Annotated in this window: 17 protein-coding genes; 4 read left to right on the top strand and 13 right to left on the bottom strand. The window is 68.4% G+C overall.

The window, feature by feature from the left end:
* Window positions 1–91: 91 nt before the first annotated feature.
* Together A9973_RS17775 and A9973_RS17780 are read right to left on the bottom strand one after the other, a co-directional pair.
* Window positions 92–1486, bottom strand: coding sequence for an amidase (locus A9973_RS17775; RefSeq protein ID WP_183015040.1), 1395 nt, complete (start codon window positions 1484–1486; stop codon window positions 92–94).
* Window positions 1483–2832, bottom strand: coding sequence for an MFS transporter (locus A9973_RS17780; protein WP_183015041.1), 1350 nt, complete (start codon window positions 2830–2832; stop codon window positions 1483–1485). The genes A9973_RS17775 and A9973_RS17780 overlap by 4 nt, the downstream gene beginning before the upstream one ends.
* A gap of 141 nt (window positions 2833–2973) precedes the next feature.
* Between A9973_RS17780 and A9973_RS17785 the strand changes: the two genes are divergently transcribed.
* Entirely contained in the window at window positions 2974–4017 is a 1044-nt protein-coding gene (locus A9973_RS17785; protein ID WP_183015042.1) for a LacI family DNA-binding transcriptional regulator, read from the top strand.
* 27 nt (window positions 4018–4044) lie between these two features.
* Here the strand turns inward: A9973_RS17785 and A9973_RS17790 are convergent, their stop codons facing one another.
* Genes A9973_RS17790 through A9973_RS17825 form a run of 8 tightly spaced genes read right to left on the bottom strand, consistent with a single transcriptional unit; the run spans window position 4045 to window position 11797 of the window.
* Window positions 4045–5034, bottom strand: coding sequence for an ABC transporter ATP-binding protein (locus tag A9973_RS17790; RefSeq protein ID WP_183015043.1), 990 nt, complete (start codon window positions 5032–5034; stop codon window positions 4045–4047).
* On the bottom strand, window positions 5031–6050 hold the full coding sequence (locus tag A9973_RS17795; RefSeq protein ID WP_183015044.1) for an ABC transporter ATP-binding protein: 1020 nt from the start codon (window positions 6048–6050) through the stop codon (window positions 5031–5033). Before A9973_RS17795 ends, A9973_RS17790 begins: the two co-directional genes overlap by 4 nt.
* Window positions 6047–6919: an ABC transporter permease gene (locus A9973_RS17800; protein ID WP_183015045.1), complete on the bottom strand. Its 873-nt coding sequence runs from the start codon at window positions 6917–6919 to the stop codon at window positions 6047–6049. Before A9973_RS17800 ends, A9973_RS17795 begins: the two co-directional genes overlap by 4 nt.
* On the bottom strand, window positions 6916–7857 hold the full coding sequence (locus tag A9973_RS17805) for an ABC transporter permease (protein WP_183015046.1): 942 nt from the start codon (window positions 7855–7857) through the stop codon (window positions 6916–6918). Before A9973_RS17805 ends, A9973_RS17800 begins: the two co-directional genes overlap by 4 nt.
* Window positions 7854–8999 (bottom strand): FAD-binding oxidoreductase, encoded by a 1146-nt coding sequence (locus A9973_RS17810; protein WP_183015047.1) that lies wholly within the window; start codon window positions 8997–8999, stop codon window positions 7854–7856. Before A9973_RS17810 ends, A9973_RS17805 begins: the two co-directional genes overlap by 4 nt.
* The gene (locus A9973_RS17815) at window positions 8996–10396 is read right to left on the bottom strand and encodes an NAD(P)/FAD-dependent oxidoreductase (protein ID WP_183015048.1); all 1401 of its coding nucleotides are present in this window, start codon (window positions 10394–10396) and stop codon (window positions 8996–8998) included. Before A9973_RS17815 ends, A9973_RS17810 begins: the two co-directional genes overlap by 4 nt.
* On the bottom strand, window positions 10393–10689 hold the full coding sequence (locus A9973_RS17820) for a (2Fe-2S)-binding protein (RefSeq protein ID WP_183015049.1): 297 nt from the start codon (window positions 10687–10689) through the stop codon (window positions 10393–10395). Before A9973_RS17820 ends, A9973_RS17815 begins: the two co-directional genes overlap by 4 nt.
* Entirely contained in the window at window positions 10670–11797 is a 1128-nt protein-coding gene (locus A9973_RS17825; RefSeq protein ID WP_183015050.1) for an FAD-binding oxidoreductase, read from the bottom strand. Before A9973_RS17825 ends, A9973_RS17820 begins: the two co-directional genes overlap by 20 nt.
* An 82-nt stretch (window positions 11798–11879) precedes the next feature.
* Here A9973_RS17825 and A9973_RS17830 point away from each other — a divergent pair, with 82 nt between their 5' ends.
* Complete coding sequence (locus A9973_RS17830; RefSeq protein WP_183015051.1) at window positions 11880–12797, top strand: LysR family transcriptional regulator; 918 nt, start codon at window positions 11880–11882, stop codon at window positions 12795–12797.
* A gap of 15 nt (window positions 12798–12812) precedes the next feature.
* Here A9973_RS17830 and A9973_RS17835 read toward each other — a convergent pair whose 3' ends face one another.
* Window positions 12813–14378 (bottom strand): ABC transporter substrate-binding protein, encoded by a 1566-nt coding sequence (locus tag A9973_RS17835; RefSeq protein ID WP_183015052.1) that lies wholly within the window; start codon window positions 14376–14378, stop codon window positions 12813–12815.
* 435 nt (window positions 14379–14813) lie between these two features.
* On the opposite strand from A9973_RS17835, the gene hutG reads away from it, so the two are divergent.
* Window positions 14814–15617: an N-formylglutamate deformylase gene (gene hutG, locus A9973_RS17840; protein ID WP_183015053.1), complete on the top strand. Its 804-nt coding sequence runs from the start codon at window positions 14814–14816 to the stop codon at window positions 15615–15617.
* A 35-nt stretch (window positions 15618–15652) separates the two neighbouring features.
* Window positions 15653–16666, top strand: a complete 1014-nt coding sequence (locus A9973_RS17845) for a LysR family transcriptional regulator (protein ID WP_183015054.1) — start codon at window positions 15653–15655, stop codon at window positions 16664–16666.
* Window positions 16667–16700: 34 nt separating this feature from the next.
* Here A9973_RS17845 and A9973_RS17850 read toward each other — a convergent pair whose 3' ends face one another.
* Window positions 16701–17630 (bottom strand): electron transfer flavoprotein subunit alpha/FixB family protein, encoded by a 930-nt coding sequence (locus A9973_RS17850; protein WP_183015055.1) that lies wholly within the window; start codon window positions 17628–17630, stop codon window positions 16701–16703.
* Window positions 17630–18379 (bottom strand): electron transfer flavoprotein subunit beta/FixA family protein, encoded by a 750-nt coding sequence (locus tag A9973_RS17855; protein ID WP_183015056.1) that lies wholly within the window; start codon window positions 18377–18379, stop codon window positions 17630–17632. The genes A9973_RS17850 and A9973_RS17855 overlap by 1 nt, the downstream gene beginning before the upstream one ends.
* Between the last annotated feature and the right edge of the window lie 45 nt (window positions 18380–18424).

Raw genomic sequence — 18424 nt, forward strand, 5'->3', positions numbered from 1 at the left:
AAACTACCGCCGCCATTCCACCGCGGCATGCCGCGGCGCAGCATGCGGGACCTGCCCGCGCACGCGACGCGGCGCCGGCAGGCCTGTCACGTCAGTCCGCTTGCGGCGCTTGCCAGCGGCTGGCGGCCAGCGCCAGCAGGGCCTCGTCGGTGCCGGCCGCGGCCACCAGCTGCAAGCCCACCGGCATGCCGTCCACCCAGCCTACGGGCAGGCTGATGGCGGGCAACCCCAACACGTTCCACGGATTGGTCAGGCCAAGCAGGGTTTCGCGCACGCCGGCGCTGCCCGGCCCCGCCACGGTGCGTTGCTGCAACGCGGGCGCCGTGATGGCGACGGCGGGCAGCGCCAGCACATCCACGTCCTGGAACAACCGCGCGAATTCGGCTTGCAGGCGCGCCCGTTCCTTGATGGCCCGCACGTACTCCCACCCTTGCACGGGGCGCGAGGCCCGCAGGCGTTCCAGCACTTCGGGGTCGAATTTTCCGGGTTCGGATTCGACGCGCTCCGCGTGGACTTCATAGGCTTCGGCGCGCTGGATGGCGCCCAGCGCGCTTTGCAAGGCGCGCGCGTGCCGCGTGACCTCGGGCGCCGGCGGCACCGCGCCGCCGGCAAAGCGTTCCGCCGCGGCGCGCGCGCACGCCGTGACCGCCGCGTCATCGATCGCGAAGGGAGCGTTGGCGACCCAGCCCATCCGCAGGCCGGCCGCAGCAGCCGCAGCGGGCGCCGCCTGGGGCGCCATCGCGCCGCCGGTCAATGCCTGCATGAAGACTTGCGCGTCTTCCACGCAGCTGGCCAGCACGCCGGGATCTTCCAGCGTGGGCGCCAGCGGAAACACGCCGGCATCGGAGACACGGCCGTGCGTAGGCTTGAAGCCGACCAGGCCGCACAACGCGGACGGCACGCGCACGGAGCCGCCGGTGTCCGTGCCCAGCGCCACCGGCACCATGCCGGAGGCAACAGCGGCGGCACTGCCCGCACTGGAACCGCCCGTCATCTGGCTCGTGCGCCAGGGGTTGCGCGCCGCGCCCTGCACGCTGCGGTCGCCGGTGGGGCCGTATGCGAACTCGTGCGTCAGCGTCTTGCCCACGACGATGGCCCCGGCCTCGCGCAGCAGCGCCACGCAACGCGCGTCGGCCAGCGGCTGGCGACCCAGGAAGTGGGCGGCGCCGACCGTCGTCGGCATGTCGGCCGTATCGACGTTGTCTTTGATAGCGACGGGGATGCCGTGCAGCGGCCCCCTCACCTTGCCGCCGGCCCGTTCGGCGTCGCGTTCGCAGGCGGTGGCCAGCGCGGCGGCGATGTCCACATGGACGAAGGCGTTCAACTGCGGGTTCAGCCGTTCGATGGCGGCGCCCGCGTGGCGCACCAGATCCTGGGCGGTCAGGCTGCCGCTGGCCATGGCCTGCTGCAGGTCGGCGATGCGGCGACCGCGGAAGAACCCGGGTTCGACGGCAAGCGACGGCAAGGACGAGTGGGGTCGGGTCATTTGGCGGCTCCGGAAGGCAAGGCCTGATTGGCGGGCATGCGCGGGCCCACGCCCGGGCGCACCTGAAGCATGGCGACCATGCCGACGGCTGTCGCGACCGACGCGGCGATGAACATCACCGAGTAGCCGTGGCGCACCGTCAGATAGCCCGTCAGGGTCGGGGCCAGGATGGAGGCGATGTTGGCGAAGAAGTGCATCAGGCCGCTGAAGGTGCCGACGCGGTTGGACGGCGCGGTGTCGATCACGACCGCCCAGTAGACCGAGTTGGGCAAGGCGTTCAGCGCATTGGCCAAGGTCATCAGGGCGATGACGGCGAATACCGACTGCGCCTGCGAGACCAGCAGGAAGCACAAGGTGGTGGCCAGCAGGCAGGCGGCGGCGAACCAGCTGCGGGCGATCTTCAGACTGCCGGTGCGCTTGAACAGCAGGTCTGAAATGCGGCCACCCAGCAGCACGGTGACGCACGCGCCGGTCCACGGGATCATGCCCATGTACCAGAGGGACGACAGGCTGTAGCCGAAGTTGTCCTGCAGGTACTTGGGCGTCCAGGTCAACAGCAGGAAGTTCACGTACATGAACGCGAAATAGCCCAGCGTGTTCAGCAACAGCGTCTTGCTGCGGAAGAAGCTCCACCACGGCAGCACGGGCGCATCCGCCGCCTGTGCGCCGGTGGCCGACTGGGCGCGCGAGGCCTGGATTTCGGCCAGTTCCTCCGGCGTCACGCGCGGGTTGGTTTCCGGACGGTCAGTGAAGATGCGCATGAAGAACACCAGCACCAGCAGCCCCGCGCCGCCCAAGATGAAGAACATGGCGCGCCAGCTGTCGGTCAGCGTCAGCAGGCCCACGGCGACGGGCGCCGTCAACAAGGCGCCCAGCGGCGTGCTGAGCAGGCCGAACCCCACGACAAAACCGCGTTCGCGGGTGGTCGCCCAGTTGGCGATGGTCTTGTTGATGATCGAATACGCCGGGCCTTCGGCCGCGCCGAACAGGATGCGGATGGTGGCGAAGCCCGCCAGCGCCGAACCGCCCAGGAAGGCCAGGCCGAAATCCCCCGCCCAGGCGGTGGCGATTTCGAACACGGACCAGGCCACGCCCGCCACGATCCAGACTTTGCGCGGGCCGTAGCGGTCGGCAAGCATGCCGCCGAACAGCGCGCCGACCATGTAGCCGTAGCCGAAGTAGCCCAGCACGGAGCCCCATGCGCCACGGTCCAGGCCGTACTCGCCGGTGATGTGCGCGGCCGCGTAGGACATGGCGCCGCGGTCGATGTAGTTGATCAGCGCCAGCAGCACGACCATGGTGAAGATCCGGTACCGGAACCGGGAATTCTGGCTTTCAGGTGTCATTGCGATTCGATCCAGTCGGTTTACCCAAACGTTTGGGTTGCGCAATGCTAAGGGGTCTGATTCCAAAAATCGATTCAGTGAAAACCCTAGGTTGCCGGGATACGCCCTGCTGCGCTATTTCCGCGTGTATCCTCCAGCCCCATGAATAGAACGCGCCCTGTCACGCTGCAAAGCCTGGCGCGGGAGCTCGGGTTGAACGTTTCAACCGTGTCCCGGGTCTTGAACGGATCCGAAGACGATGCGCGCGGCGCAGCGGCCCCGGACACGGTGAAACGCATCCGGGCGCTTGCCGCCGAATTGCAATACCAAACCAACCCCCACGCGGCCAGCCTGAAGACGCGGCGCAGCCGCACGATCGGCGTGCTGGTGCCCCGGCTGTCGGACATGGTGCTGGCCACCATCTACGAAGGCATCGACGAGGCCGCCGCCGAGCACGGCTACCTGACTTTCGTATCCAACACGCAGGACGAGCCCGACAAGCAACGCAAGTTGATCGACATGGCGCTGGCGCGCCGCGTGGACGGCCTGATCCTGGGCGATGCGCACAGCGCGCCCGAGAATGCGACGCCCAATCCGCTGCTGGCCGAACTGGCGCGGCGCGACGTGCCTTTCGTGCTGGTCAGCCGCCATGCCGACCACCATTGCGCGGTCACCTGCGACGACCGGGAAGGCGGCCGGCTGGCGGCCAAGCACCTGTTGGACATGGGCCACCGGCGCATCGCCGTGATGGTGGGCGAATCGTTCGCCAGCACCGGCCGCGACCGCTCCGAGGGCTTCTTCGCGTACTGCGCGCAGCACGGCTTGGACGTGCCGGCGCACTGGCGCATCGAAAGCCCGTTCGACACGGACGCCGGCCGCGACATCGGGGCCAGGCTGCTGTCGCCCGCCGACCGCCCCACCGCGATCTTCGCCGTCAACGACTTCCTGGCCGTCGGCGTCATGGGCGCCGCCCGCGACCAGGGCCTGGAAGCCGGCCGCGACGTCGCCATCGTGGGCTACAACGACACGCCGCTTGCGGGCGCGCTGCCCATCGGCCTGACCACGATCCATTCGCCCATGCACGAGATGGGCCGGCTGGGCCTTGCGCTGCTGCTGCAGAAGCTGGCCGGCGGCCAGCCGGACAGCGTGCGGCTGCCGCCCCATCTGGTCGTGCGCGACAGCAGCAACCGCAGCATCGCGGGCTGACGCCGGCGCGCGGCCCAGGCCCCGCGCCTAGACTGTCACCGCGGCCGCTTCGACCAGCGGATGGAAACAGGCCGCCGACCGCCCCCCGCCCATCGATTCCAACACTGGCACCCGCTGGGCGCAGTCCGCCTGGACCCGCGCGCAGCGCGGATGAAACGTGCACCCCGGCGGCAAATGCGTGGGAGCGGGGATTTCGCCTTCGATCTTGAGCAAGCGGATGCGCGCCGCCGGATCCGGCACGGGCGACGAATCCCGCAAGACCCGGCTGTACGGATGCAATGGGCGGTCCAGCACCTGCGCGGTGGGCCCGTGCTCGATGATGCGGCCCAGGTACATCACGCTGACCGTGTCGCAGAAATGGCGCACCACGCCCAGGTCGTGCGAGACGAACACGAACGACAGGCCGCGGTCGCGCTTCAGGCGTTCCAGCAGTTGCAGGATCTGCGCCTGGACCGATACGTCCAGCGCCGAGACCGGCTCGTCGGCCACGATCAGTTCGGGGTCCAGCACCAGCGCGCGGGCGATGCCGATGCGCTGGCGCTGGCCGCCCGAGAATTCATGCGGATAGCGGTCCAGCGCCGAAACCGGCAACCCCACTTCGCCGATGGCCTGATCCACCTTGGCGGCGATCTGCCTTGCATCGCCCAGCTTGTGGACGAACAGCGGTTCCGACAGCGCCTGGCGCACGGTGCGCCGCGGGTTAAGCGACGCATACGGATCCTGGAACACGATCTGAATGCGCCGGCGCAGTGCGCGCATGGCGGAGGCGCCGGCCTGCCGGACGTCCACCCCGTCGAAGAGGATGCTGCCCTCGTCCGGCTCGATCAGCCGCAGCAGTGTGCGCGCCACGGTGGATTTTCCGCAGCCGGACTCCCCCACCAGCCCCAGCGACTGTCCCCGCGCAACGCTGAACGACACGTCGTTGACCGCCCGCACCACTTGTTTTTCGCCCCCCAGCCAACCGCCTCCGATCTCGAAGCGCTTGACCAGGTTGCGCACCTGCAGAAGATCGCTCATGCCTTGCCCCCATGCGGTTCGGCGCGCACCACGCAGCGCACCTGGTGAGACGCGCCGATACGGGTCAGCGCAGGCCGCTCGGTTTCGCAGCGCGCCTCCTTCAGCCGGCAGCGCGGCGCGAACGCACAGCCTTTCGGCATCGCGGTGATGGCGGGCACCCCGCCGGGAATGGATTCCAGCACCGCGCTGTCGGCGTCCACCCGCGGCATCGCCCGAAGCAGCGCCTCGGTGTAAGGGTGCGTGGGCCTGGCGAAAAGCGTCTGCACGTCGGCGGTCTCAACGACCTCTCCTGCATACATCACCGCGACGCGGTCGGCGATCTGCGCCACCACGCCCAGGTTGTGCGTGATGAACAGCACCGCCATGCCGTGCGCGGCCTTCAGGTCGGACAGCAGCGTGAGGATCTGCGCCTGGATCGTGACGTCCAGCGCGGTGGTCGGCTCGTCGGCCAACAGCACCCGGGGCTTGCACGCCAAGGCCATCGCGATCATGACGCGCTGGCGCATGCCGCCGGAGAATTGGTGCGGATAGTCGCCGAAACGCTTGGCGGCGGCCGGGATCTTCACTTCTTCCAGCACGGCCAGCGCCAGCCGGCGCGCCTCTGCCCACGGCAGCCGGCGATGCTGGCGGATGGCCTCGGCGATCTGGTCGCCCACCGTCATCGTGGGGTTCAGCGACGTCATCGGCTCCTGGAAGATCATCGCGATGGACTCGCCCCGCAGTTTCATCATCTGCTTTTCGGACAGCGTCGACAGGTCGGCGCCATCCAGCAGGATCTGGCCGCCGCCGTGGCGGGCGCCGGCTTCCGGCAACAGGCGCAGCACCGACAAGGCCGTCACGCTCTTGCCGCTGCCGGATTCGCCGACGATCGCCAGTGTTTCGTTGCGCGCGACTTGCAGCGACACGTCGCGTACCGCAGCATGCCAGGCGCCGCCTACGCGGAACTCGGTACGCAGGTCGCGCAGCTCCAGCACCGGCACGTGGGAATCGGACAGGCCGTTCGTCTGGGGATTCATGAACGCTCCGAACGCAGCTTGGGATCAATGGCATCGCGCAGGGCGTCGCCCAGCAGATTCAGCGCCAGGACGGTCAACAGGATCGCGACACTGGGAAACACCGTCAGCCACCAGGCGTCCAGGATGTTCTCGAAGCCCTCGCGGATCATGCTGCCCCACGTGGCCGCGGGCGGGGGCACTCCCAGGCCGATAAAGCTCAGCGACGCTTCGGTGCGGATGGCCGAGGCCATCCACAGCGAGCCCAGCACCACCACGTCCGACACCATGTTGGGCAGGATGTGCACGCCCATCAACCGTATCGGCCCGTAGCCCAGCGCCCTGCCCGCCTCGACGAAATCGCGCTGCTTCAAGGCGATGGTGGGCGCGCGCGCCACCCGCACGAACGGCGCGATTTCGGTGATGGCGATGGCGATGATCAGGTTTTCCAGGCTGGCGCCCAGCATGGCGGCCACCATCAGACCCAGCAGCAAGGTGGGAAAGGACAGCAGGACGTCGACCAGGCCCATGATCAGCTGATCGACCAGGCCGCCCAGATAGCCCGCCAGGATGCCCAGCGCCGAACCGATGCACATGGCGATCAGGATGGCGACAAAGCCCACCAGCAGCGATACGCGGGCGCCGTAGATCAACCGCGACAGCACGTCGCGCCCGTAGCTGTCGGTGCCCAGCCAGAACTCCGCCGACGGCGGCTCCAGCCGGTAGGCGATGTTCTGCTGCAAGGGATCGTGGGGCGCCAGCCACGGTGCGAACACGGCGGCCAGCACGATCAGCAGCAGCAGGCCGATGCCGATCCACGACAAGCGGTTCTTGGACAATGCCTGCCACAGGGCATTGGGACGCGACGAGGGGATAGCGGCGACAGCGCTCATTTGTATTTCACCCTGGGATCGACCAGCCCGTACACCAGGTCGGTCAGCAGATTGACGACGATCACACACGACGCGAACACCACCATCAGCCCTTGCAGCAGCGTGTAATCGCGGCTGTTGAGCGCGCCCAGGATCAGCTTGCCCAGGCCCGGCCGGTTGAACACGATCTCGGTCAGCACCGAGTTGCCGATGAGCGTTCCGAAGTACAGGCCCACCACGGTCACGATGGGAATCAGCGCATTGCGCAACCCGTGGCGCAGGATCAGCCGCATCGGGCGCACGCCCTTGGCCCGCGCAGTGCGCACGTAGTCTTCGCCCATGACGCCCAGCATGGATGAGCGCGTGACGCGCATCACGTAGGCCATCATGATCAGCCCCAGGTTGAAGGCGGGCAGCGCCAGGCCGCGCAATTGCGTGGCCCAGTCGCCCGAGCCGACGGCGCCGATGACCGGGAACCAGCGCAGCTGGATGGCGAACACCAGCAGCATCAGGATCGCGGACACGAAGGCGGGAAAGGAGAGCCCGGTCAGGGACAGCAGGCGGCCCAGGTAATCCGGCCAGGCGTTGCGGCGCAGCGCGGCCCAGATGCCCATCGGCAGGCCGAACGCCACGCCGATGACGATGGCCGCCGCCGTCAGCTGCAGCGTCCAGGGCAACACCAGCGACACCTCTTGCAGCACGGTACGGCCGCTGGCCATGGACACGCCGAAGTTGCCCGTCAGCATATCGCCCAGAAAGCGCAGGTACTGCACATGCGTGGGCAGGTCCAGCCCCAGGCGCAAGCGCAGCGCGGCCAGGGCTTCGGCGCTGGCCTGATCGCCCAGCATCACCGCGGCAGGATCCCCCGGCACCAGCCGCACCAGGATGAAGACGGCCGTCAGCATGGCCAACAGCGTCGGGATGGCCAGCAGCAGCCGCTTGATAGCGTAGCGCATCATGATGATTGCTCCGGCGCGGCGCCCTTCGCCCGCATCAGGCGCCGGGCTTGCAGGTTGCCGATGGCGCGGCGGGTCTGCCCGCTGACCACCAGGTCGGTCAGCGCGGCGCCGACCACCGGCACCAGCTCGAAGCCGTGCCCCGAAAAACCGAAGGCATGGAACACGCCCGGCGCGTTGGGCGACGGGCCGACGATGGGCAGCATGTCGTCCGTTTTCGCCTCCAGGCCCGCCCACACGCGCACGATGCGGATATCGCGCACAGCCGGGAACAGGTCGGTGGCGGCATGCGCGCCCTTGGCCAGCACCTGCATCCGCGCCGTGGACGTCTCGCGGTCCAGGTCGGGAATGCCTTGCAGGCCACCGCCGATCACCAGCGTGCCCTGGTCGGATTGCTTGAACGACAGCGATCGGCCCATGATGGCCACCACGGGTTTGATGAAGGGGCGCAAGCGTTCGCTGACCATCATCATGGACGACTTGGTCGCCAGCGGGATGTCGTCGCCCACCATGGCCGCGATGCGGGCCGACCAGGCGCCGGCCGCGTTGACCACATACGGCGCGGTCCAGGCGCCGGCGTCGGTCTGCGCGCACCAATCCTGGCCGGCGCGCGCCAGGCCCGTCACGCCGCAGTGTTCGATGATCGTCACGCCGGCGGCTTCGGCGCTGTGGCGGAACGCGCGCAATGCGCGGTGCGGATCGGCAGCACCGTCGCGCCGCGCGATCGACGCGCCCAGGCAATGGTGGCTGAGTTCGGGCAGCAGCCGCCGCAACTCGTCGGGCCCGATCAGTTCCTCGTGCGTGTAGCCGCTGGCGCGCAAGCCGCCGACGCGGGCTTCCAGGGCGGCCAGCGCCGCGGGCGTTTCGGCCACGCAGATCTGCCCGTTGGCGTGAAAGCCGCAGTCGTCCCCGACCAGCGACGTCATGTCATGCCACATGTCCATCGCCTCCAGTGACAGGTCCAGTTCGCCCAGGTCGCGGTTCAGCGTGCGCACGCCGGCCGCCGTGGCGCCCGAGGCGTGCCGGCCGACCCAATGGCGTTCGATCACCACCACCCGCTTGCCTTGGCGCGCCATCTGCAATGCGGCCGACAGGCCGTGCAGGCCGCCGCCGATCACGATCACATCGCAAGTGCGCGCGCTCATGGCTGCTTTTCCTCGATGTCCAGCGACGCCAGTTCGCCCAGCGTCAAGGGCTTGAGCGGCGGACGGATACGGTAGAACCCCACTTCCGCCACCGGCCGGTTCTGTTCGGCCGCGATGATGTGCGCGATCGTGTAGCCGCACTGGCGGCCCTGGCACGGGCCCATGCCGGCGCGCGTGTACGACTTGATCTGATTGGGGCCGGGCTGGCCGATGGCCGCGGCCTTGCGAATATCGCCCGCCGTCAGCTCTTCGCAGCGGCAGACGATGGTGTCGTCGGGCGGCGAAAAAATGGCGGGCCTTGGCGGATACATGGCGTCCAGCATCGGACGCAGGCGCAGCAGCGACGCCAGCTTATCGCGCAACGGCGCGGCCTTTGCCGCCGCGGCCTGCGGCGTCAGCCGGCCGGCATCCCTGGCCACGCCGATCGCGGCAAGCTCGCCTCGCACGCAAGCGGCTTGCGCGCCGCCGATGCCTGCCCCGTCGCCCGCGACGTAGACGCCGGGGCGGCTGGTCTGGCCCCATTCGTCCAGATCCGGGACCAGGCAGAACTGCTGCGCGTTCCAGGAATGGTCGCACTCCAGCGCGCGGGTCATGTGGATGGACGGCACCACGCCTTCGTGCGAAAGCAGCACGCTGGCCGGCGCACGCGCCGTCTTGCCATCCGCATCGGTGTATTGCACTTCCTGCAAGCGTCCTTCGCCCAACGCCCGCACCGCGGTGACGCCGCGCACGCGCTTGACGCCCGCGGCCTTGATCTCGCGCAGCCACGCCAAGCCCTTGGCGATATCAGCCCGCCCCGCCAGCGCCGCGCCGGCCCAGGGCAGCGCCCGGCGCCATCCGCCCGGCGGAGAGGTGTCGAGCCACCCGGCGACCTTGCCGCCCGCGCGCAGCAGCTGCGCCATGTAGAGCAGCGGCAACGGCCCGCTGCCCGCCACCCACACCGGTTCCGCCGGCACCTGGCGCGACGTCTTCAACAGGATCTGCGCCGCCCCCACCGTCAAGACGCCCGGCAGGGTCCAGCCCGGAAACGGCGCAGGCCGCTCCTGCGCGCCCAGCGCCAGCACGATGCGATCGGCGCGTACCGCTTCGGCTTGCCCGGCCTGCGTCATGTACACATGCCAGCCAGGCTCGATCTGCCAGACCTGCGTCTGCGGCTGATAGGTTGCGCCGCTGTCGCGGAATGCGCGCGCCAGCGCCGCGCCGGCGCGGTACTCGCTGCCCAGCAGCTGGCCCGCCGGGGTATCGGCCACGGCCTCGACCGCCCGCCAGATCTGGCCGCCGGGCGCGGGCTGCTCGTCCACCACCAGCACCGACAGGCCCTGGCCGCGCAGGCCGATGGCCGCGCTCATGCCGGCGGGGCCCGCGCCGATCACCACTACGTCGAATTCTCGCTTCATGGCAGGACGCTCCGGCGGCCGAACTGGCGTTCCACGCGCATGCCGTCGCGCACCGTGACCAGACAGGTCTGGGTGGACGCCACGCCATCGACGATGGCCAGGCAGTCGAAGCACACGCCCATCATGCAAAACGGCGCGCGCGGACTGTCATGCACGGGAGTGGTCCGGGTGGCCGCCGTCTGCTGGCGCAGCAGCACGGCCGCCACGGTTTCGCCGGGCTCGGCGGCGACGGGCTGGCCGTCTATCGTGAGTGTCAGCGCTGGCGCGCCGGACTCATGCAGCTTTCTGAACATTGAAACGCTCATGGTGAAAGGCATCCAAGGTGTCGAGCGGCGCGCCGCCGGCCAATGCGCGGGCATAGGGCCCGGCATGGAATGAGGCCAGCGTCACGCCCGAATGGCACAGCGCGATGTCCGCGCCGGGGTGAAGAGGAGAACTTGCGTAAACGGGGCAGCCGTCGGGCGTCATGATCCGCAGGCAGGACCAGTGCCGCACCAGCCTGGCGTGCGCCAGATCGGGCAGGATGCGCAGCGCGTTGCGCGTCATGCGCACCGCGGCGGCCGAGGTGGTGCCCAGGTCGTATCCGACTTCTTCCTGCGTCAGGCCGACCATGACGGTGCCTTCGGCAGTCTGGCGGATGCCGCTGGCCGGGACCGGCAGCAGGGGCGCCAGCCGTTCGGTGACCAAAATCTGGCCGCGCTGGGGCCGCAGCGGCACGTCCAGCCCGACCATCGCTCCCAGGGCGGCCGAGCCCAGGCCCGCGGCGATCACCACGCGTTCGCCGCGCGCCTGGAAGCTGCCCGCCCGCACGGTGAAACCGCCGCCGGCCAAGGCGTCGATGGCGGTGACGGCATGCCGGTTAAGCAGGGTTCCGCCGCGCGTCAAGAACGCGGCTTGCAGCGCGGCCAGCAGCCGCAACGGGTTGACGTGCCCGTCCATGCCGCCGACGCTCGCCCCCGCCACATCCGCCCCCAGGCGCATCGTCGGGAAACGGCGCAGCAGTTCGCCGCGCTCCAGCAACTGCGTACAGGGCGCCAGTTCCGGCGCTTGCGCGTGCCAGGCGGCCAGGCGCGCCGCGCGGGCGGAGAGATCGGCGTCGCTCAGGCAGAAATGCAGTCCGCCGCGGCGTTCGTAAGCCAGCGTCATGCCGCTGTCGGCTTCCAGGGCGGCCGCGAAGTCCGGCCAGGCCTGCACCGCCAGATGCGACAGGCGCTGATAGGCGGGATGGCCGTGTCCCTTGCCTTGCAGCCAGACCAGCCCGAAATTGGCCTTGGCCGCGCGGAAATCGGTATCGGCGCCGTCCAGCATCAGCACGCGCCGCCCCTGCCCCGCCAACCCGTAGGCGATCGCGGCGCCAACCATCCCGGCGCCCGCCACGATGACGTCAAAGTCCTGGCGCATGGCGATTCCTTCTTGTGCGGGCGAATCCGGCGCTATAACCTTTGCGACAGGAAAACGGGTTTCCATCAAAACAGGTTATGGCATGAATCAGACGTTGAACTTGCGGCAGATCGAGGCGTTCAAGGCCGTCGTCGAACACGGCACCGCCAGCCAGGCGGCCGTCGCGCTGGGCGTGTCGCAGCCCGCGGTCAGCAAGCTGCTGTCGCATCTGGAAGCCGAGACGGGCCTGGCGCTGTTTGACCGCGTGCGCGGCAAGCTGGCGCTGACCAACCAAGGCATGCGGCTGTACGAAGAGATCGACCGCGTCTTCAATGGTCTGCGCCAAGTCGAGCAAGCGGTCGATTCGATCCGCCGCGACGAACAGCGCACGCTGAACGTGGGCGTACTGCCCGCGCTGGCCGGCCCGTTCATCCGCCGCGTGACCATGCAGTTCCTGAAGCGGCATCCCGATGTGCGCGTGTCGATCCAAAGCCGCGGGTCGCTGTTCCTGGCGGACTGGCTGGCCACCCGCCACATCGACGTGGCGCTGGTGGGCAGCCGCGTCGACAACCCCTACATCGACCGCGAGCCGCTGTTCCAGTACCCGTTGTTCTGCGCCATGCCGCCGAACCACGAACTGACGCGCAAGCGCGTGGTGCGGCCGCACGATCTGAGCGGCTTGCCGTTCGTGTCCTTCGGCGCAGACAGCCAGACGCACGAATTGGTGCGCCAGGCGTTCGGCCAGGCCGGCGCCCGACTGAACGTGGTGCTGGACACCAACACGGCGCCGACGGCCTGCGAGTTCGTCGCGGCGGGGCTGGGGGTTTCCTTGATTCATCCGTTGTTCGCCGAAGGGTTGCATAGCCGCATGGTGTTGCGGCGGTTTGATCCGGAGCTGCTGTTCCACTTCCAGTTGTGCCGCGTGCACACGTCGCGCAACGCGGCGCTGGTCGAGGCGTTTGTCGAAGAAGCCCGCGACGTGGCCGCGCAGGTCTCCCGCGAAGTGCTCAAGGGGCAGTGACGGCCGGGGCGCGGATCAGGGCGCGGTCACCGTCGTCAGTTCGGTGACGGGCGGCTGCAGGTTCAGCGCGCCCTTCAAGGCGTAGCCATAATTCACGCGGTCGCCCCGCGCCCACACCTGCTTCAGGCCGAACAACGGAACCGCGCAGACGTCGTCATGGATCTTCACCTGCGCGTCCTTCCACAAGGCCAGCTGCTTCTGCGCATTCGGTTCCACCCGAGCCTGCCGGATCGCGTCGTCGGCCACCGAGCAATGCGAGAAATTCGACATCGCGCCGGGCGCGCCGATGGCGGCGGCCGAGTCGTAGAACTCGGTCAGGTAGGTGTCGGCGTTGGGGAACCGCGCCGCGCCGTAGAACACCAGCCCGCTCTGGTCCTGGCGGCTCTTGGCCTGGTAGGTGGCGTGGTCCACCACTTCCATATTGAGCTTGATGCCGGCCTTGGCCAGCTGCGCCTGCACGATTTCCATGATGGGCTGCTGCGCCGAGATGTTCGACACGACGGACTTGATCTCGACGCCGTTGGGATACCCCGCTTCGGCCAGCAGCTTCTTGGCGCGCTCCACGTCGTAGGCGTAGGCGCCCGCGCTGCAGTCCTGGCCCAGGTAGCCGTTGGGCACCACCGAGCAGCCCTTGTCGGCCACGTCCTTGCCCGCATAGCGCACGATCTCGTCGACGTTGATCGCGGCGGCGACCGCCTGGCGCACCTTCAGGTTGTCCAGCGGCTTGACGTTGCGGTTCAGATGCAGCGTGCGGAATTCGGCCGGTTCGAAGATATCGACCTTCATGCCGCGCTTGGCCGACCGTTCAACCCACCGCTGTTCGCGCTTGCCCTGCATCACGTCGATCTCGTTCGACGTGAAGGCCAGTTCGCGCGCGCTGTCCGACGGGATCATGCGGTAGAGGATGCCGCCCAGCTTGGGCTTGCCGCGGAAGTACGCGTCGTTGGCCACCAGCTTCACATACTGCTGCGTCACGTGTTCGCCGAAGGCGAATGGGCCGGTGCCGATGGGTGCGGCGCCGAACTTGTCGCCCAGCTTCTCGGCGGCCTTCTTGCTGACGATGTTGCCGCCGTGATAGTTCGAGACGCGGCCCAGGAAGGTCGCGTCGGGGTACTTCAGCGTGAAGCGCACGGTGTAGTCGTCCAGCGCGTCGACCTTGTCGATGATGGCGAAGGCGGCCGCGAAGCTGGACCGGTTGGGGTCGCCCGCGCGCTGGATGGAATAGACCACGTCTTCAGCTTTCAACTCGCCGTAGCCGCCATGGAACTGGACGCCGTGGCGCAGGTGGAACGTCCACACCTTGCTGTCGGCGGACGCTTCCCAGCGTTCGGCCAGGTCCGGCTCCAACGCCTTGGGATCCGCGCTGCCGGCCGGAAACTGCACCAGCGCATCGAACATCTGCGCGGCCACGCCCTTGTCCGCGGTGGAGGTCGCGCGGTGGGGGTCGAGCGTGGCGTTGTCCGCGGCGCCGGAACTGACGCGCAGCACGGGGCGCTCTTGCGCTTGCGCCGGCGTTGCCAGGCCGGTGCTACAGGCCACCAGGAGCGCGGCCGTCAGGGCGAGGTGTACAGGACGTTTCATGACTTCCCTTGTGCGCCGCGCGCTGGCGGCATTCGAAATTTGCAGTCGGAGGTACGGCGTGACTGCAGACTAGAAGCGGGACACCATGGCGTCAAAGTCCTTGAAGTGCTTGGGCTATTCCTCAGGGTTATACGCAAGGGTTTTACCGGGCGCTCTGCACGGGGGCATGCGGCGCCGGCTAGTGGTTAGTACTGACACAAGAAAAAAGCCGCTTCCTCGGGAAAACACCGAGGGCTCGGACACGTGCTATGCGACCTGGCCGGGATTTCACCGAATTGCCCACGGCCCTTTGCATCACCCAGCCTGATCATCAACATCCATTAAACTGATGCAATTGCCAGGACGGGCCGCGCTGCCTAGCATGCAAGCGATACCCATGCCCGTCTACTGCGCCTAATCCCGCAGCGCACCGTTTTTGTTACCCGGAGTTTTCCCTTGAGCGACATCTATCACTTCAGCCGCGGCACCGCCCCGCTGCTGATCTCCATCCCCCATTTGGGCAGCCAGATCCCCGACACGCAGCGCGCGCAGATGACGCCGCTGGGCCTTCAGTCCGGCGACACCGACTGGCATCTGGACACGCTGTACCAATTCGCCCAGGCGCTGGGCGCGTCCGTGATCGGCGCGCGCTATTCGCGCTATGTGGTGGACCTGAACCGCCCGCCCAACGATGAAAGCCTTTACCCCGGCCAGACCAAGACCGGCCTGTGCCCGGCCCAGACGTTCCGCGGCGACGCGCTCTACCAGAACGACGCCGTGCTGACGGACGCCGAACGCGCGCATCGCCTGCAAACCTATTGGCAGCCGTATCACGCCAAGCTGCGCGAAGAGCTGGACCGCATCAAGGCCGAGCACGGCACAGTGCTGCTGTGGGAAGCGCATTCCATCGCCAGCGTGCTGCCGCGCCTGTTCGAGGGCAAGCTGCCCGACCTGAACATCGGCACGTCCGACGGCGCCGCTTGCGCCCCGGACATCCTGGCGGCGGTCAAGCAGCAGCTGGACGTCTGCACCGACTACACCTGGGCCATCAACGGCCGCTTCAAGGGCGGCTACATCACGCGCCACTATGGCGCGCCGGCCGACAACATCCACGCGATCCAGCTGGAAATGTGCCAGTCCACCTACATGGACGAAACCCACCCCTATGGTTGGCGCGCCGACCTGGCCGGCAAGGTCATCCCGGTGGTCGAAGGCATGGTCCAGGCCGCCCTGCGGCAGACCACGGCGCGCCAGCGCTGACCCGCCTCCCCCCTCTGCCCAGGACACCTCAGGCGATGAACCGATTTTCGTTCAGCACGACGGAAAACTATCCGGAATGGAGCCTGCTGCTGACCTGGGTGGCGGTGGTGGAAGCCGCGTCCGTTTCCGGCGCGGCGCGCTTGCTGGGCCTGTCGCAAGCCGCGGTATCGCAGCGGATCAAGCAGTTGGAAGGCGCGATGTCGACTGAACTGCTGGACCGCAGCACGCGGCCGGCGCGGCCCACGCCCGCCGGCGAACTGCTGTTCGACCACGCCGCGCGCCTGCTGGCCCAGGCGGGCGACATGACGGAAAGCGTGCGCAACCTGAGCCGGGCCAAACGCAACATCGTGCGCTTCGGCTGCGTGGATTCCTTCGCGGGCACGTTGGGGCCCACGCTGATCCACGGCCTGTCCGGCGCATCGCGCCAGATCCGGCTGTGGTCGGGCATCACGCCCGTGCTGGACAAGCAGCTGGAAGACCGGCAGCTGGACCTGGTGGTCACCACCAGCGCCGTGGCCGGCAAGCCCACCATCAAGAAAATCAGCCTGTTCAGCGAACCCTATGTGCTGATCGTGCCGCGCACGATGGACATGGACAAGATCGATACGCTGAAGGAACTGGGCAAGCGCACGCAGTTCATCCGCTACAGCGCGCGTTCGTTCATCGGCGCCGAAATCGACCGCCTGCTCGAATCGCACGACGTGATGATCGAGCGCACCTTTGAATTCGACAATACCGATCCGCTGCTCAGCCTGGTCACGGCCGGCATCGGCTTCGCGATCAGCACGCCGCTGTGCATCTGGCAATCGCGCCACTTCGTGGACCAGTTGCGCGTCCTGCCGCTGGCGCCCTACCTGGGCGTCGCGCGCAGCGACGATCCCAGCCTGTCGCGCACGCTGTATCTGGCGGCGCGCCAGCAGGAGGTGGGCAAGCTGCCCACCGAGGCGCGGGACGTGATCCTGATGGCGGTGGAACGCCTGATCCAGAAAGACATCGCCCCGGCCCTGGGGCTGCCGCCCGCCACGTTGTGGCGCAGCATGCGGCGCTGATGCGCTGTTGCGCCGATGGGGCGTCAAGGCTGCGTCATAGCCCTGCCGTGAAGGCGGGAACGGCTTCGAACAGATCGCCGACCAGCCCGTAATCCGCCACGCCGAAGATCGGCGCGTCGCCGTCCTTGTTGATGGCGACGATGGTCTTGGAATCCTTCATGCCGGCCAGATGCTGGATGGCGCCCGAGATCCCGACGGCGACATACAGCGCCGGCGCCACGATCTTGCCGGTCTGCCCCACCTGCCAGTCATTGGGCGCATAGCCGGCATCCACTGCCGCGCGCGATGCGCCCAGCGCCCCGCCCAATTTCTCGGCCAAGGGATCCAGCAACTTGAAGTTTTCGGCGCTGCCCAGGCCGCGCCCGCCCGACACCACCACGCGCGCGCCTCCCAGTTCCGGACGTTCCGACACCGCAAGCTCGCGGCTGAGGACACGCGCCCGGCCGGTATCGGCTACGGCCGGCACCGTGTCCACCTGCACGCTGCCGCCCTCGTCCGGTGCCGCGTCGAACGCGGTCGGGCGGATCGTCGCCACGACGACCGGATAGCCGCTCTTGACCGTTGCGATCGCATTGCCCGCGTAGATGGGGCGCTTGAACGTATCGGCCGACAGCACCTCGACCACGTCCGACACCTGCGCCACGTCCAGCAAAGCGGCGACGCGCGGCGCCACGCTCTTGCCTTGCGTGGTGGCGGCCAGGAACAGGTGCGTATAGCCGCCTGCGCCCGCCACCGCCTGCGCGGCCAGGTTTTCAGCCAGGCCGTCGCCCAAATGGGGCGCGTCGGCCAGCAGCACTTTCTCAACGCCCGCGATGCGTGCTGCGGCGTCCGCCACCGCCCGCGCGCCCGCGCCGGCCACCAGCACGTGGATCGGCACGCCCAATTTTCCTGCGGCGGCGACAACGTTGCGCGTAGCGCCGGCCAATGCGCGGTTGTCGTGTTCGGCAATAACCAGAACCGTCATCAGATCACCTTTGCTTCGTTCTTGAGTTTGTCGATCAACGCCGCCACGTCCGCCACCTTGACGCCGGGCGCGCGCGCGGCGGGTTCTTCCACACGCAGCGTTTCCAGGCGCGAACCCGGATCCACGCCCAGCGCCTCGGGCGTCAGGATGTCCAGGGGCTTCTTCTTGGCCTTCATGATGTTGGGCAGCGTGACATAGCGCGGTTCGTTCAGCCGCAGGTCGGCGGTGACGATGGCCGGCAGCGCCAGTTCCAGCACTTCCAGGCCGCCGTCCACTTCCCGGGTCACGCGCGCCATGCCGCCGTCGATGGCAATGGCGCTGGCATTGGTGGCTTGCGGCCACCCCAGCAACGCGGCCAGCATCTGCCCGGTCTGGCAGGCGTCGTCGTCGATCGCCTGCTTGCCCAGGATCACCAGCGCGGGCTGCTCCTGCTGCACGACGGCGCGCAGCAGCTTGGCCACGGCCAGCGGCTGCAGCGCCGCGTCGGTCTGCACCAGCACGCCCCGGTCGGCCCCGATCGCCAGCGCGGTGCGCAGCGTTTCCTGCGACGACGCCGTGCCGCAAGACACGGCGACCACGTCTGCCGCCGCGCCCTGCTCTTTCAAGCGCACGGCCGCCTCGACGGCGATTTCATCGAACGGGTTCATCGACATCTTGACGTTGCCGATGTCCACGCCGCTCTGGTCGGCCTTGACGCGCACGTTGACGTTGTAGTCGACGACGCGCTTGACCGCGGCTAATACCTTCATGCGAACACTCCTGAAGTAAGGATTCATTGACTGCCCCGCCACCGG

This window comes from Achromobacter sp. UMC46, from assembly GCF_014170335.1.
Classification (GTDB): domain Bacteria; phylum Pseudomonadota; class Gammaproteobacteria; order Burkholderiales; family Burkholderiaceae_B; genus Achromobacter.